Annotated in this window: 13 protein-coding genes and 1 riboswitch; of the genes, 4 read left to right on the top strand and 9 right to left on the bottom strand. The window is 67.1% G+C overall.

The window, feature by feature from the left end; translation table 11 throughout:
- Positions 1–31: 31 nt before the first annotated feature.
- Positions 32–1,924 (bottom strand): patatin-like phospholipase family protein, encoded by a 1,893-nt coding sequence (locus tag C1933_RS01140; protein WP_108754692.1) that lies wholly within the window; start codon positions 1,922–1,924, stop codon positions 32–34.
- Between the two features lie 141 nt (positions 1,925–2,065).
- Here C1933_RS01140 and C1933_RS01135 point away from each other — a divergent pair, with 141 nt between their 5' ends.
- From C1933_RS01135 to pncA, 3 genes are all read left to right on the top strand, one after another.
- Positions 2,066–3,472 carry an FAD-binding oxidoreductase gene (locus tag C1933_RS01135; RefSeq protein ID WP_108751848.1) on the top strand — a complete coding sequence of 469 codons (1,407 nt, stop codon included), beginning with the start codon at positions 2,066–2,068 and terminating at the stop codon, positions 3,470–3,472.
- A gap of 83 nt (positions 3,473–3,555) precedes the next feature.
- Positions 3,556–3,773, top strand: a riboswitch (cobalamin riboswitch).
- 140 nt (positions 3,774–3,913) lie between these two features.
- Positions 3,914–4,585 (top strand): epoxyqueuosine reductase QueH, encoded by a 672-nt coding sequence (locus C1933_RS01130; protein ID WP_108751847.1) that lies wholly within the window; start codon positions 3,914–3,916, stop codon positions 4,583–4,585.
- Positions 4,586–4,641: 56 nt separating this feature from the next.
- Positions 4,642–5,268: a bifunctional nicotinamidase/pyrazinamidase gene (gene pncA, locus C1933_RS01125; RefSeq protein WP_108751846.1), complete on the top strand. Its 627-nt coding sequence runs from the start codon at positions 4,642–4,644 to the stop codon at positions 5,266–5,268.
- 231 nt (positions 5,269–5,499) lie between these two features.
- Here pncA and purU read toward each other — a convergent pair whose 3' ends face one another.
- Together purU and C1933_RS01115 are read right to left on the bottom strand one after the other, a co-directional pair.
- Positions 5,500–6,351, bottom strand: a complete 852-nt coding sequence (purU, locus tag C1933_RS01120; protein ID WP_108751845.1) for a formyltetrahydrofolate deformylase — start codon at positions 6,349–6,351, stop codon at positions 5,500–5,502.
- A 60-nt stretch (positions 6,352–6,411) separates the two neighbouring features.
- Positions 6,412–6,666 carry a DUF2798 domain-containing protein gene (locus C1933_RS01115; protein WP_164274092.1) on the bottom strand — a complete coding sequence of 85 codons (255 nt, stop codon included), beginning with the start codon at positions 6,664–6,666 and terminating at the stop codon, positions 6,412–6,414.
- Between the two features lie 122 nt (positions 6,667–6,788).
- Between C1933_RS01115 and C1933_RS01110 the strand changes: the two genes are divergently transcribed.
- Positions 6,789–7,700, top strand: a complete 912-nt coding sequence (locus C1933_RS01110; protein ID WP_108751843.1) for a LysR family transcriptional regulator — start codon at positions 6,789–6,791, stop codon at positions 7,698–7,700.
- 6 nt (positions 7,701–7,706) lie between these two features.
- On the opposite strand, the gene C1933_RS01105 is transcribed toward C1933_RS01110, so the two are convergent.
- The 6 genes from C1933_RS01105 to C1933_RS01080 form a co-directional block, all read right to left on the bottom strand.
- Positions 7,707–8,810 (bottom strand): NADH:flavin oxidoreductase/NADH oxidase, encoded by a 1,104-nt coding sequence (locus C1933_RS01105; protein ID WP_108751842.1) that lies wholly within the window; start codon positions 8,808–8,810, stop codon positions 7,707–7,709.
- Between the two features lie 243 nt (positions 8,811–9,053).
- A complete protein-coding gene (locus C1933_RS01100) occupies positions 9,054–9,860 on the bottom strand; it encodes an NAD-dependent protein deacetylase (protein WP_108751841.1) in 807 nt (268 codons plus the stop codon).
- A 43-nt stretch (positions 9,861–9,903) separates the two neighbouring features.
- A complete protein-coding gene (locus C1933_RS01095) occupies positions 9,904–10,308 on the bottom strand; it encodes an acyl-CoA thioesterase (RefSeq protein ID WP_049433141.1) in 405 nt (134 codons plus the stop codon).
- A 108-nt stretch (positions 10,309–10,416) separates the two neighbouring features.
- Positions 10,417–11,436 (bottom strand): ribonucleotide-diphosphate reductase subunit beta, encoded by a 1,020-nt coding sequence (locus tag C1933_RS01090; RefSeq protein WP_049433139.1) that lies wholly within the window; start codon positions 11,434–11,436, stop codon positions 10,417–10,419.
- A 122-nt stretch (positions 11,437–11,558) separates the two neighbouring features.
- The gene (locus C1933_RS01085; protein WP_108751840.1) at positions 11,559–11,807 is read right to left on the bottom strand and encodes a DUF2188 domain-containing protein; all 249 of its coding nucleotides are present in this window, start codon (positions 11,805–11,807) and stop codon (positions 11,559–11,561) included.
- Positions 11,808–11,986: 179 nt separating this feature from the next.
- A complete protein-coding gene (locus C1933_RS01080; protein WP_108751839.1) occupies positions 11,987–14,371 on the bottom strand; it encodes a ribonucleoside-diphosphate reductase subunit alpha in 2,385 nt (794 codons plus the stop codon).
- Between the last annotated feature and the right edge of the window lie 186 nt (positions 14,372–14,557).

Genomic DNA, 14,557 nt, shown 5'->3' with positions numbered 1-14,557 from the left:
GCAGCATGAAGCACGATTGTATCGATCGCGCTCAGTAAATCGGTGTCACCTTCATCTGCGGCAGCGGACGCGGTGCGCCGTCGGTCAGGTCCGGGCCCAGGTCTTCCCAGGTGCGGCCCTGTTCCACCATCAGCCCCCACAACTGCTGCGACGCTTGGCGCTTGTCTTCCGAACCCAGCTTGTACGACGGCGGCGCCGGCTCACCCACGGCAACGGTGGAATACGCGGCGCGGTAGGCCAGTACCTGCTGCGCCGGGTCGTCGGTGCGCGCCACTTCCAGCGTGTAGCGCTGGTAGGCCGACGCCAGGTTGCGCCAGCGGATCCAGTAGTGGTTCTCGAACGAAAACGCACAGAAGCGCGCGCCGGCCAGGCTGCCCTTGTCGGCGATGCGGGTCAGCACGTCCTGCGGCATGTCCAGGTTCATGCCGCCTTCGTCGCCCTGCAGGCTGACGTGCACGATGCGGTCGCGGTAGCCCGGCGCGCGCGCCTGCAGCAGGTCGCGCCAGTTCTGCATGGTGGCCACCACGGCGAACAGGAAGCGGCCCAGTTCACCGGCAGCCAGCGGCGTGGCGATGGACTGGTAGTGGCGCTGCCAGCCATGGCGGTTGCCGGTGGGCAGGAACACCGACTTTTCCAGGGCCGCGCGCGTACTGCCGCCGTGGCTGACTTCTTCAGCGTGCTGCGGGTACACCAGGTTGATGGCGAACGTGGGCCAGCGCGGCATTGCCGCGTCGAACAGGTGGATGGGGAAGTTGCTGCTGATGCCGCCATCGGAGAACCAGCACACGCGGAAGGCGGTGATCACCGGGCCGCATGCCTGGCCGGCGCTGGTCAGCCCTTCCATGCTGTCGGCCACGTTGTGCTCCTGCGTGGCCGGCGCTGCCGCCGGTTCGCAGCGGCGCTCGCGGCGGGCGGGTTCGTGCAGCGGCACGGCGCTGATCAGCAGCGGGAAGCTGAGGCTCATGCGTGTGGCCACCAGCACCGGCAACTGCGCGCCCTGCGGCAGATGGTAGTACTGGCGCCCGTCCACCTGCAGCGGCGCACCGGCCTGCTGCACCAGCCAATCCACCACACTGGCAGGGAACAACTGGGCGAATTCCTCGCGCAGGAACCAGAACTGCGCCCCGCCCAGCGGCAGGGTGCGCGGTTCGTTGTGGGACACGCAGGTGGTGATCATCTGCAGGCTGATGGCCTGCGGGCTGTGCGGTTCGCCGGCATAACGCGGTGCATCGTGCAGATCGGCGAAGGTGAGCGGGGCGTCCAGCGGCTTGCCCGCCAACTGCTGCAGGCGCGCGTGCAGCCAATCGGTCAGCGCCGGGGTCTGCGGATCGCGCCCCAGCCCACTGCACAGGCCCAGCAGATTGCGCCGAGCGACACGGGCCACGCGCAGCGCTGCACCGGCCACACCGGCGCCATAGGCGCACAGCAGCGACGGCAGCAGGGTAGCCGCCACACCGCTCCAGCCGCCGCCCCAGCCGCCCAGCGCCAGCAGCAGGGCCAGCGACACCAGCACTTCCAGCGGCGCGATGGTGAACACGGCCACGGCCAGGCACAGCAGCTTGCGCGGCCAGCGCGCCTTGCCGGTCAGCACCACCAGCAACCGGTACGCCGAACGCGCGCCGCGCGCGGGCTGGAACAACCCGTAGATGAAGCCGCGCCGCGACAACTGCGCCGACACCGCCGACAGCCCACCGTAGCCCGCCTCACCGGGCAGCGTTTCGCCGGCCTGCTGGCGGCGGTCGCCATACGCGGCCGCTGCAGCCACCGCCGCGGCAATCGCCCCGGCCGAGGTGCCGCCGATGCTCTTGAAGCGGTACTGCTGGGCCAGCGCCAGCACCGCGTTGGGATACACGATGCCGCTGGTGATGCCGCCTTTCATGACCAGATCGCAATATTTGTCCGCCACTGCCCTGCCCCCATGCATGCCGTCCACCGCATGGGTTCCAGTATGGCGCAGGGGCTTCTCAGGGCCTGAGAACCGCTGCGCAGTCAGCGCGATTCCCCCTTGGCCGGGCGACGTGCCGCATGCACACTGCGGCCAGGAAGCGGACTGCAGGGACTGCCCATGACCACCCGACGCGCCTTCATTGCCGGCTGCGGCGCCGCTGCTGCCGCCACCGCCTGTTCACCCGGGCAGGCCCCCACCGGCAACGACATCAGCCAGCTCGAGCCCACCGCCTTGGCGGGCATCACCCGCATCGACGGCCAGCGCCCGCTGGTCGACGTGCTGCAGCGCCACCGTGGCCCGGTCTGCGTGGCCGGTGGCCGCTTCAGCATGGGCGGGCAGACCACTGCCAGCGGCGCCCTGCAACTGGACATGACCGGCCACAACCGGCTGCTGCGGCTGGATGTGCCGGGCAAGGTGGTGCGCGTGCAGGCCGGCATGCGCTGGCGCGAGCTGCAGGCCCTGCTGGACCCGCACGACCTGTCGGTGAAGGTGATGCAGAGTTTCAGCAGCTTCACCATAGGCGGCTCGGTCGGCGTGAACTGCCATGGCCGCTACGTCGGCAACGGCAGCCTGGCCGCGACGATCCGTGCATTGCAGGTGGTACTGCGTTCGGGCGAGGTACTGGAAACATCGCGCAGCCAGCACCCGGACCTGTTCGCCGCGGTGATCGGCGGCTACGGGCTGCTGGCCGTAGTGAGCGAGGTGGAATTGGACCTGGCCGACAACACACGCATGGCGCGGCACATGCAACGCGTCGCGCTGGCCGACTACCCGCGGTGGTTCGCCGACAACGTGCAGTCGCGCGGCGATGCATTGATGCACAACGCCGATCTGCTGCCGCCACGTTTCGATGCCCCGGTAACGGTGACCTGGCGCCGCAGCAGCGCCGCGCTGACCGACACCCGCCGGCTGGTGCCGGTGGGCGACCGCTATGCCTACGAACAGAACATGATCTGGGCGGTGTCCGAACTGCCGGGCGGCGCGCAGCTGCGCGACAGTTCGGTGGTGCAGAAGCAGCTGCAGCAGCCGCGGGTGATCCACCGCAACCTGGAAGCGAGCCTGGACGTGGCCTCGCTGGAGCCGCGCACGCGCGCGATGTCCACCTACCTGCTGCAGGAGTACTTCATTCCGGTGCGGCAGTTCCAGGCGTTCGCCACACGCATGGCGGCGATCCTGCAACACCACCATGTGGACGCACTGAATGTGTCGATCCGGCACGCGCCGGCCGATACCACTTCGCTGCTGGCGTGGGCGCGCCAGGAGGTGTTCTGCTTCGTGCTGTACCACAAGCAGCGGCGCTTCCCGTGGAGCGATACCCTGGCCACCGGCTGGACGCGGGCGCTGATAGATGCCGCGCTGGACTGCGGCGGCAGCTACTACCTGCCCTATCGCCCGCATGCCACCCGCGAACAGTTCCGCCGCGCCTACCCGCAGTGGCAGCGATTCGTTGAAGCCAAGCGCCAATACGACCCGCAGATGCAGCTGGTGAACCATCTTTGGCAGCGCTACATCGCGGCGCCGTAGCAATGGGGTCAGAGCCCGTTGCCTGGCAACGGGATCTGCCCCCCCCCCTTGACCGGCGCGGCCAACGCGTCCACCGTGGGCGCGCCGAAGGTATCCCTCCAGGCGCTCACGCGCAGGGAGGGATTTAAACGGGAATCCGGTGAAGGCGCCTGGCGCGCCCATTCCGGAGCTGCCCCGCAGCGGTGAATGGAAACGAAGCCTGCCAACAGCACTGGGCGCATGCCTGGGAAGCGGCAGGGAGTAGGTGGGCTGCGGCCCGTGTCCATCAGCCCGAATACCGGCCCCGGCCGGGGGACACGACCGTCCCCTGATTCGACCTGGACTCTCCGCGGGGAGGGTGCCGGGGCCATCGTCGTCCTGCGCGCGCGGGCGCGGTGGCCGCGTGCGTCCTGTTCACGGTGTCCGGCCCGATCCGTTCCCCACGCTGCCACGCACCCGACGATGACCGAGCTTCAACGCCCCACCCTGACCCTGCCCGCCGACGGCAAGCGCCTGCTGCTGCATTCCTGCTGTGCCCCGTGTTCGGGTGAAGTGATGGAGGCGATCACCGCCTCCGGGATCGATTACGCGATCTTCTTCTACAACCCCAACATCCACCCGGTGAAGGAATACGAGCTGCGCAAACAGGAAAACATCCGCTTCGCCGAGCAGCACGGCATTCCGTTCATCGACTGCGACTACGACACCGACAACTGGTTCAGCCGTGCGCGTGGCATGGAAAATGAGCCGGAGCGCGGTATCCGCTGCACCATGTGCTTCGACATGCGCTTCGAGCGCACCGCGCTGTACGCGCACGAGCACGGCTACGACACCATCAGTTCGTCGCTGGGCATTTCGCGCTGGAAGAACATGGCGCAGATCAATGACTGCGGCATCCGCGCCGCGTCGCGCTACGAAGGCCTGCAGTACTGGGACTACAACTGGCGCAAGGGCGGCGGCGCCAGCCGCATGGTGGAAATCAGCAAGCGCGAGCAGTTCTACCAGCAGGAATACTGCGGCTGCGTGTACTCGCTGCGCGATGCCAACCGCCACCGCCGCGAAACCGGCCGCGAGCGCATCAAGATCGGCCTGCTGTACTACGGGCAGGATGCGGAAGCGCCCAAGGGCGATTGACGCGCGCGTACGGGGCGGCCACGCTGGTCGCCCCCTTCTGTTGTAGTGGAACTGCCATGACCGTCCTGCCCGCCGATGTCGCCCTGCTGGTGATCGACCTGCAGCCGGACTTCATGCCCGGTGGTGCGCTGGCCTGCGCCGACGGCGATGCGCTGGTGGCACCGATTGCCGAGCTGCTGGCCCAGCGCCGCTATCGCACGGTGGTGGCCACCCAGGACTGGCACCCGGCCGGCCATGCCTCGTTTGCCAGCCAGCACCCCGGCACGCGCCCGTTCGAGACCATCCTGCTGCACGCGCAGCCGCAGACGCTGTGGCCCGACCACTGCGTGCAGGGCAGCGACGGCGCCGCGCTGCACCCGGGCGTGGACTGGAACGTGGCCGACCTGATCCTGCGCAAGGGCACCCGCCCGCAGGTGGATTCGTACAGCGCCTTCCGCGAAAACCACGGGCCCGATGGCGATCGCCCGGCCACCGGCCTGGCCGGCTGGCTGCATGAGCGGCGCATCCGCGAAGTACACGTGTGCGGCCTGGCGCGCGACTACTGCGTGCTGTGGAGCGCGCAGGACGCGGCCAAGGCCGGATTCCGGGTGAAGTTCCTGTGGGAGCTGACCCAGCCGGTGACCGATGCCAACGACGCGATGGTGCGCGAGGCCTTGGGCAAGGCGGGGATTGCAGTCATCTGATGTGCGCCCGCCGGGCATGGCCCGGCGCTACCTGATCGTCCCGGTCGCCGTGTCGGATCTGCCGCTTGCGCGCCGCTTCCCACGGCAACACAATGAGCCATCCAGCCCCTCCAGTACGCCCCCCTACAGATCGCGGGACGGCCGAACCAGGGGCTTTTCATTGGATGAAAGCGGGAAGGCAACGGATGACCGGTAGCGCCGGGCCATGCCCGGCGGCCACGCAACCCGCTGTCAGCGGAACACCACCGTGCGGTGCCCGTTCAACAGGATGCGGTGCTCGACATGGCGGCGCACGGCCCGCGCCAGCACCTGCGATTCGGTATCGCTGCCCAGCCGCACCAGGTCGCGCGGGGTCATGGCGTGGTCCACGCGGGCCACGTCCTGTTCGATGATCGGGCCTTCATCCAGGTCTTCGGTCACGTAGTGCGCGGTGGCACCGATGATCTTGACCCCTCGCGCGTGCGCCTGGTGGTACGGCTGCGCGCCCTTGAAGCTGGGCAGGAAGCTGTGGTGGATGTTGATCGCACGGCCGGCCAGTGCGCGGCACAGCGTGGGCGACAGAATTTGCATGTAGCGCGCCAGCACCACCAGGTCGATGCGCTCGCGGTCGACCAGATCGATGATCTGCTGTTCCTGCACCGCACGCGTTTCCGCGTTCACCGGCAGGTGGTGGAACGGCACCTGGTAGGACGCGGCCAGCGGCGCGAAGTCGGCGTGGTTGGACGCCACCGCGGCGATATCCACTTTCAGCTGCCCGCTGTGCGCGCGGAACAGCAGGTCGTTCAGGCAATGCCCCTGCTTGCTGACCAGCACCAGCAGGCGCGCGCGGCGGCGGCCGTCATGCAGCTGCCAGTCCATGCCGAAATCGGCGGCGAGCGCGGCCATGGCGCCATGCACCGTGTCCAGCGGCAGGCCGGCGTCGCGGTCGAAGTGCACGCGCAGGAAGAAACGGCCGCTCTCTTCATCGCCGAACTGCTGGGCGTCGAGGATGTTGCAGCCGTGGTCGAACAGCAGCCCCGACACGCGATAGACGATGCCGGTGCGGTCGGGACAGGACAGGGTAAGAATGGAATCGGGTCGCATGGCCCAAGTTTAGGGCAGCACCCTGCGGCGGTGCACAATGCTGTCAGATGCAACCGATCTTCAGTGCGGATGCACCGTCAACGCCACCAGGCGCACCACCAGCGGGCGCACCAGCAGCACACCACAGAACGCCACCGGCATCGCCATCTGGTAGGCCGCCAGCACCCGCGCCAGATAGCCGCTGCCCAGCCCGGCGTTGGCCGCCGTGATGACCAGGCACATCAGCAGCGCCATCAGGCTGGCCATGAAGAAGGCGAACACGAACGGCGTACTGCGGGCGTGCAGCTTCCAGCGGAGAGATCGGGGGTGGGCCATCGCACATCGCATCGGGTGAAGTGGGCCGGCAGGCTAGCGGTGCGACGGCCTGTGCACAGCCCCGCCGCGCTTGGGGCAGACCCAAGCCACGCTTGCCGGTTTCCGTGGCAAGCTGGCCGGTCATGAACCTGTTGCAGCTCATCCGCAGCTTCACCCGCACCGCGCAGACCGGCAGCATTGCCGCGGCCGCGCGCAGCCTGGGCATCAGTGCCACTGCCGTGGGCCAGAACATCCAGCGCCTGGAAACCCACCTGGGCGTGCGCCTGCTCAACCGCAGCACGCGGCAACTGGCCTTGAGCGAGGCCGGGGCGCTCTACCTGGCCCAAGTGCAGCACATCGAGGCCGACCTGGCCCGTGCGCAGGCGCTGGTGACCGCCGACGACATCGTGCCCAGTGGGCCGCTGCGCATTGCCAGCAGCCGCGCCTTCGGCCGCCATGTGCTGGCGCCGCTGCTGCCGTCGCTGCAGCAGCGCTACCCGCAACTGCAGCTGGAACTGCGCCTGAGCGATCGCGCGGTACAGCACGGTCCGGAAACGGTGGATGTCAGCCTGCGCATCGGCGCGCAGCTGGAAGATGGGCTGGTGGCGCGGCCGCTGGCGCGCATTCCGTTCCTGTTCTGCGCCGCCCCGGCCTACCTGGCCGCGCACGGCATGCCGCAGGAACCGGCCGAGCTGCAGCACCACCGCGGCCTGCTGCACCGCTTTCCCACCGATGGCCGGCCGCTGCGCTGGGGCCTGCGGCGTGGCGATGCGCGGGTGGACGCGGCGCTGCCGCCCAGCATGGTCTGCGATGACATCGACGCGCTGGCCGAGCTGGCCGCCGCCGGTGCCGGCATCACCCGGCTGGCCGCCTTCGTGGCCGACCCGTACCTGCGCGATGGCCGGCTGCAGACGGTGTTCGGCCCGGCCAGCGCGTGGCAGCCGGAGCCGATGGATGTGTTCTTCTGCGTAAGCGACCGGCGCGATTTCACCGCGCGCATCCGCGCCCTGTTCGAGCACCTGCAGGCCGGCCTGCCGCCGGCCTGGCAGGTGTGACCGACCTCAGCGCGGGCGGAACACGTTGCGTGCTTCGCGCGGTTCGCAGCGCAGGTACTGCGGCGCCGGCACCACGCTGTCGCCCAGCGCGGCAGCGGCATGCCACGGCCAACGCGGGTCGTACAGGATGCCGCGGGCCAGGGCGATGGCATCGGCCTGGTTGTGGCGCAGGATCGATTCGGCCTGTTCCGGCTCGGTGATCAGGCCCACCGCAATGACCGGCATGCGCAGCTTCTTGGCCTTGATGGCCGCAGCGAACGGCACCTGGTAGCCCGGGCCCACGCTGATCTTCTGGCGCTCGTCCAGGCCGCCGCTGGACACGTGCAGGAAGTTGCAGCCGCGCGCGTCCAGCACCTGTGCCAGGGCTTCGCTCTGCACCACGTCCCAGCCGCCTTCGACCCAGTCGTTGGCGGAAATGCGCACGCCAACCGACACCTTGTCCGACACCGCTTCACGCACCGCGTCGAACACTTCCACCAGCAGGCGCAGGCGGTTCGGCAGCGAGCCGCCGTAGCCGTCGGTGCGGCGGTTGCTGAGCGGCGACAGGAACTGGTGCAGCAGGTAGCCGTGGGCCGCGTGGATTTCGATCAGCTCGAAGCCCAGGCGCTCGGCGCGCACGGCGCTGGCGGCGAAGGCGGCCACCACCTCGGCAATGCCGGCTTCATCCAGCGCCTGCGGGGCCGGGTCGTTGGCATGGAACGGCAGCGGCGACGGAGCCACGGTGGGCCAGCCACGGGCATCGTCGGCCGGCAGCTGGCGGCCGCCGTCCCACGGGCGTGCGGTGGAGGCCTTGCGGCCGGCGTGGCCCAGCTGGATGCCCAGCGGCATCGGCGACCAGCGCCGCACGCTGGCCAGCACCTGCGCCAGCGCTGCTTCGGTACCGTCGTCCCACAGCCCCAGGTCGGCATAGCTGATGCGCCCGCGCGGTTCCACCGCGGTCGCTTCCAGGATCAGCAGGCCGGCGCCGGACTGCGCCAGGTTGCCCAGATGCTGGGCATGCCAGTCGCTGGCGCGGCCATCTTCGGCGGAGTACTGGCACATCGGCGCGATCACGATGCGGTTGGACAGGGTAAGCGGGCCGAGGGTGACCGGCGAGAACAACTGGCTCAAGGCGATAGCGACATACGGAGGGGGTGCGTATTGCACCGCTGCACGGCCTGCGGATCAACCGTCTGGATGGATCGCTGTTTCGCGGGGGGGGCGGGTGGACGGTAGAGTCGACTGTCAGTCGACTGCTCCTGGCGCCATGGCTGAACACCCCCCCTGCGCGCGGTAGTCGACTGACAGTCGACTCTACCGGGCCAAATGGCTGAACAGCCCGCGCTACGCGCGCTAGTCGACTGACAGTCGACTCTACGGGCTGACGAAGCCGGCCAGGGCCTCGGCGCAGTCGCGTTCATCCTTGAACTGCAGCAGGTCGTCGGCGCGGGTGCGACCGCGGTTCAGCGCCGCGACCGGCAGGCCGGCCTTGGCCGCGGCCTGCACGAAGCGGAAGCCGGAATAGACCATCAGCGAGGAGCCCACCACCAGCACCGCATCGGCCTGCTGCAGGTGCTCATGCACCGCCGCTACCCGTTCGCGCGGCACGTTTTCGCCGAAGAAGACGACATCTGGCTTCAGCAGGCCGCCGCAGTAGGGGCAGTCCGGTACCACGAACGCGGAAAAATCAGTCTCCAGATCCGCATCGCCATCGGGGGCGATACCGGCCTCCAGCGCGTCCCAGCCCGGGTTGGCGTCCAGCAGGCGCTGCTGGAAATCCTCGCGCCCGCTACGGCGTTCGCAGCCCATGCAGCGCACCAGGTCCAGCCGCCCGTGCAGATCGATCACGTTCGTGCTGCCGGCACGCTGGTGCAGGCCATCCACGTTCTGGGTCAGCAGCACCTGCAGGGTGCCGCGTGCTTCCAGCGCGGCCAGCGCCTGGTGGGTGCCGTTGGGCAGGGCCAGGCCGAAGCGCGGCCAGCCCAGCAGGCTGCGCGCCCAGTAGCGCTGGCGGGTGGCCGCCTCGCCCATGAAGGCCTGGTAGGTCACCGGCGGGGTGCGCTTCCACTGGCCGTCGGTATCCCGGTAATCGGGAATGCCGGAAGCGGTGCTGCAGCCGGCGCCGGTGAGCACGAACAGGCGCTGGGCGCGGTCGATGAAATCGGTCAGCGGCGGGGTCATGCCGACCAGATGGGGGCGCGGCGGCGCCCCCGCAAGCGCGGGTTCAGACAGCCTCGGGCAGGCGCGGCACGGCGGTCGGCTGGCCGTCTTCACCCAGCGCAATCATCACGAAGTGACCGCGGGTGCACAGCTTGCGCTCGCCGCTGTGCAGGTCTTCGGCAATCAGCTCCACTTCCACCTTCATCGAACTGCGGCCCACTTCGACGATGCGACCGATGGTTTCCACCATCTGGCCGATGCGGATGGGCAGCTTGAAATCGACCTGGTCGCTGCGCGCGGTCACCACGGTGCGGCGCGAATAGCGGGCGGCGGCCAGGAAGGCGGCCTTGTCCATCCAGGCCAGCGCCTGGCCACCGAACAGGGTGCCCATGTGGTTGGTGTGGTTGGGGAAGACGATTTCGGCCATGCGCACTTCGATGGGCGGCACGGTTTCGACGATGGGGGTCATGGCGGTGGCCAGGGTGTGGGGTGCGGCAATTGTAAGACCGGGGGCCGCTGTACGAAAAACCCCGGCGTTGGCCGGGGTTCTTCGTTGCAACCGGGGTGACCGCTTCGATCAGAAGTTCATGTCGAAGGCGACTTCGCCCTGCACGCCCACCTGGTAGGCCGAGACGCGGCGTTCGAAGAAGTTGGTCAGTTCCTGCACGTCCTGCAGTTCCATGAACGGCAGCGGGTTGCGCACGTTGTACTTCTTTTCCATGCCCAGCTTGGCGAAGTGCTGGTCGGCACAATGCTGCAGGTACTGGCGCATGTCGCGGGTGGAAATGCCCGCCACGCCGCCGGACAGCACGTCCTCGGCGAACTGCACTTCGCATTCGATGGCTTCGGCCAGCATGTCATAGACCTGCTGCTTCATTTCCTCGTCGAACAGGTCCGGTTCTTCCTCACGCACCACGCGCACCGATTCGAACGCGAAGTCCATGTGCGCGCTCTCATCGCGGAACACCCAGTTGGTGCCCGAGGCCAGGCCCGGCAGCAGGCCGCGCGAACGGAAGTAGTACACGTAGGCGAAGGCGGCGAAGAAGAACAGGCCTTCGATGCACGCGGCGAAGCAGATCTGGTTCAGCAGGAACTGGCGGCGCTCGGCACGGGTCTCGATGCGCTTGAGGTCCTGGATCGAGTCGATCCACTTGAAGCAGAAGTCGGCCTTCTTCTTGATCGAGTCGATGTTTTCCACCGCGGCGAAGGCTTTGACGCGCTCTTCCGGGTCCGGCAGGTAGTTGTCGAGCAGGGTCAGGTAGAACTGCACGTGCAGCGCTTCTTCGTACAGCTGGCGCGACAGGTACATGCGCGCTTCGGGCGCGTTCAAGTGCTGGTACAGGTTCAGCACCAGGTTGTTGGACACGATCGAATCGCCGGTGGCGAAGAACGCCACCAGGCGGTGGATCAGGTGGCGCTCACCCGGCGACATCTTGCTGTGCAGGTCGGTGATGTCGATCTGGAAGTTGATCTCTTCCACCGTCCAGGTGTTCTTGATCGCGTTCCGGTACATGTCATAGAACTGCGGGTAGCGCATCGGGCGCAGGGTCAGTTCAAAACCGGGATCGAGCAGCATCTGCTTGGGCTTGTCGGCCATGGGTGTCTCGCATGTTCGGCAGTGCGATTTCTCAACACTGCAAGTTGAATCAAATGATTGTGAATCGGGCACTTCCTTGTGCCCATCTTACTTCCACTGAAGGCAATACCTTCAGGTTCAGCTTAGTGTTCAGTATCCCGAGGCGGGAACGGATCACGTCCGGGCGCGATGGTGTCCTTGCTACGGATCAATCCATCGCGGCCTTTGGTGGTCAGCTCGCCACCGCCCTGGTTGAAAAGCATTCTACGAGCGCTCTCTTCAGCCTGAGCCTGCGTCCCGTGCAAGCTTGATGCACGATCAGAATCATTGCGCTTGTTCGCCCACTGACCGTCTTCACGACGATAAACCATGCGGTCTTGCTTCTTGCTCATAACGATTACTCCTGTACACGAAGTACCTGAGCTTCGAACTTTGATCGGACCACAGATAGCGGTATAGTGACCCCGCTTCTTAGTCGAAGTAGCCGATCAAAGACGTCCCGCCCAAGTGGTTATGGACGTTTTGTGAAGCATCAGAAGGGCCCCGAGTTACAGCTCGGGGCCCTTCTTTTTTATTGGCACGCCTCGCAGGCTTCCGGGTTTTCCAGCGAGCAGGCCACCGCTTCGGTCGGGGTGTAGGTGCTGACCGTGGTCTTGGCGATCTTGGTGGCCGGACGCGAGCGCAGGTAGTAGGTGGTCTTGACGCCCTGCTTCCACGCGTACATGTACATGGACGACATCGCACCGATGTTCGGGCTTTCCATGAACAGGTTGAGCGAGGCCGACTGGTCGATGAAGGCGCCACGCTCGGCGGCCATGTCGATCAGCGAACGCATCGGCAGTTCCCACGCGGTGCGATAGACCTGGCGCAGGGCTTCGGGAATCTGCGCCACGCCGGCGATGGAACCTTCGGCCAGCTTGATGGCATCGCGCATGTCGGCGGTCCACAGGCCCAGCTTCTTCAGCTCGTTCACCAGATAGCGGTTGACCTGCAGGAAGTCACCGGACAGGGTTTCGCGCTTGAACAGGTTGGACACCTGCGGTTCCACGCACTCGTAGCAACCGGCGATCGAGGCAATGGTGGCGGTCGGGGCAATCGCGATCATCAGCGAGTTGCGCAGGCCGTGTTCCTTGATGCGCTCGCGCAGGGCATCCCAGCGCGCGGTGTCTTCGGGCACCACGTTCCAGGCGTCGAACTGCAGTTCGCCGCTGGCGGCACGGGTGTCGTTGAACGACGGGTGCTTGCCGCGTTCCTGGGCCAGCTCCGAGGAGGTTTCCAGGGCGTGGAAGTAGATCGTTTCGGCGATCTTCTTCGACAGGGCGCGGGCTTCGGCGCTGTCGAACGGCAGGCGCTTGCGGAAGAACACGTCCTGCAGGCCCATGCAGCCCAGGCCGACCGGACGCCAGCGCAGGTTGGCGCGGCGGGCGGTTTCGATCGGGTAGAAGTTCAGGTCGATCACGCGGTCGAGCTGGCGCACGGCCAGGCGCACGGTCTCGGCCAGCTTCTCGAAGTCGAACTCGTTGTGCTCGTCGAAGTGGTTGCCCAGGTTGATCGAACCCAGGTTGCACACCGCGGTTTCATCGTTGGACGTGACTTCCAGGATTTCCGTGCACAGGTTGGACAGGTGGATCACGTTGCCCGGGCGCAGCGTCTGGTTGCTGGCTCGGTTGCACTTGTCCTTGAAGGTCATCCAACCGTTGCCGGTCTCGGCCAGGGTACGCATCATGCGGGCGTACAGCTTGCGCGCCGAGATGGTGCGGTTGGCCTTGCCCTGCGCTTCGGCCTGCACGTAGGCCTGCTCGAAGGCTTCGCCGAACAGGTCGGTGAACTCCGGCACGACGCGCGGATCGAACAGCGACCATTCCTGGTCGGCCTCGACGCGCTTCATGAACAGGTCCGGGACCCAGTTGGCCAGGTTCAGGTTGTGGGTACGGCGGGCTTCGTCACCGGTGTTGTCACGCAGCTCCAGGAAGTCCTCGATATCGGCGTGCCAGGTTTCCAGGTACACGCAGGCCGCGCCCTTGCGCTTGCCACCCTGGTTCACCGCGGCCACGGACGAATCCATGGTCTTCAGCCACGGCACGATGCCGTTGGAATGGCCGTTGGTGGACTTGATGAGCGAACCACGCGAACGCACGCGGGTGTAGCTGACGCCGATGCCGCCGGAGAACTTGGACAGCTGGGCGATGTCGCCGTACTTGGAATAGATCGATTCCAGCGAATCCTGCGGCGAATCCAGCAGGAAGCACGAGGACAGCTGCTCGTGGGTGGTGCCGGAATTGAACAGGGTCGGGCTGGACGGCAGGTAGTCCAGGTTGCCCATGCGCTTGTAAAGCGCCAGGGTTTCGGACACGTCTTCGCTCAGCGCGCTGGCGATGCGCAGGAAGAACTGCTGCGGGGTCTCGATCACCTTGCGGGTGTGCGGGTGGCGCAGCAGGTAGCGGTCGTACAGGGTACGCAGGCCGAAGTAATCGAAGTTCAGGTCCAGCGAGATGTCGATGGCATCGTTGAGCTTGCGCGCGTTGGTCTGCACGAAGTTCAGCAGGCGGTCGTTGATCAGGCCCACTTCGTGGCCACGGCTGACCGACTGCGAGAAGGCGTAGATTTCCTGGCCCGACACTTCCTTGGCGATGTAGTTGGCCAGCAGGCGCGCCGCCAGGCGGCCGTACTCGGGCTCTTCACCGATCAGCAGGGCGGCGGTGCGGATGGACAGTTCGTCCAGTTCGCGGGTGGTGGCGCCGTTGTACAGGCCGGAGATGGTACGGGTGGCCACGCGCATCGGATCGACCGCGTGCAGGCCTTCGGAGGAACGCTGCACCGCGCGCACGATCTTGTTCAGATCCACCAGCTCGGTCGTGCCATTGCGCTTGGTCACGCTCATCGCGTTGGACGTCGGCGGCGACGTCAACAGGAATTCGCTTTCCTTTTCGATGGTGGCGCTGGATTCGGTGGTCACGGCGTGTGTCCTCTTGGCGTGATGGGGGGTGCTCGATGCATCGGGGTGACGCGACCTGGGACCTGACGCCCCAGAGTGGCAGGAGGGCGTCGCAGGGATTGAGACCCTGCGCCTGCCACTGCCGGTGACGGTCGCGGAACGGTACTGCCGGGGACCCCGGCACTTGGGGTCGCTGCGACCGACGGC

Source organism: Stenotrophomonas sp. ZAC14D2_NAIMI4_6 (assembly GCF_003086875.1).
Lineage (GTDB): Bacteria > Pseudomonadota > Gammaproteobacteria > Xanthomonadales > Xanthomonadaceae > Stenotrophomonas.
The sequence above is the reverse complement of the archived record's forward strand: the minus strand, read 5'-3'. Positions and strand labels throughout refer to the sequence as shown.

Bases quoted from the DNA above. Each gene is read 5' to 3' on its own strand.
- C1933_RS01140 (WP_108754692.1), bottom strand. From the start codon at position 1,924: ATGCATGGGGGCAGGGCAGTGGCGGACAAATATTGCGATCTGGTCATG.
- C1933_RS01135 (WP_108751848.1), top strand. From the start codon at position 2,066: ATGACCACCCGACGCGCCTTCATTGCCGGCTGCGGCGCCGCTGCTGCC.
- C1933_RS01130 (WP_108751847.1), top strand. From the start codon at position 3,914: ATGACCGAGCTTCAACGCCCCACCCTGACCCTGCCCGCCGACGGCAAG.
- pncA (WP_108751846.1), top strand. From the start codon at position 4,642: ATGACCGTCCTGCCCGCCGATGTCGCCCTGCTGGTGATCGACCTGCAG.
- purU (WP_108751845.1), bottom strand. From the start codon at position 6,351: ATGCGACCCGATTCCATTCTTACCCTGTCCTGTCCCGACCGCACCGGC.
- C1933_RS01115 (WP_164274092.1), bottom strand. From the start codon at position 6,666: ATGGCCCACCCCCGATCTCTCCGCTGGAAGCTGCACGCCCGCAGTACG.
- C1933_RS01110 (WP_108751843.1), top strand. From the start codon at position 6,789: ATGAACCTGTTGCAGCTCATCCGCAGCTTCACCCGCACCGCGCAGACC.
- C1933_RS01100 (WP_108751841.1), bottom strand. From the start codon at position 9,860: ATGACCCCGCCGCTGACCGATTTCATCGACCGCGCCCAGCGCCTGTTC.
- C1933_RS01095 (WP_049433141.1), bottom strand. From the start codon at position 10,308: ATGACCCCCATCGTCGAAACCGTGCCGCCCATCGAAGTGCGCATGGCC.
- C1933_RS01090 (WP_049433139.1), bottom strand. From the start codon at position 11,436: ATGGCCGACAAGCCCAAGCAGATGCTGCTCGATCCCGGTTTTGAACTG.
- C1933_RS01085 (WP_108751840.1), bottom strand. From the start codon at position 11,807: ATGAGCAAGAAGCAAGACCGCATGGTTTATCGTCGTGAAGACGGTCAG.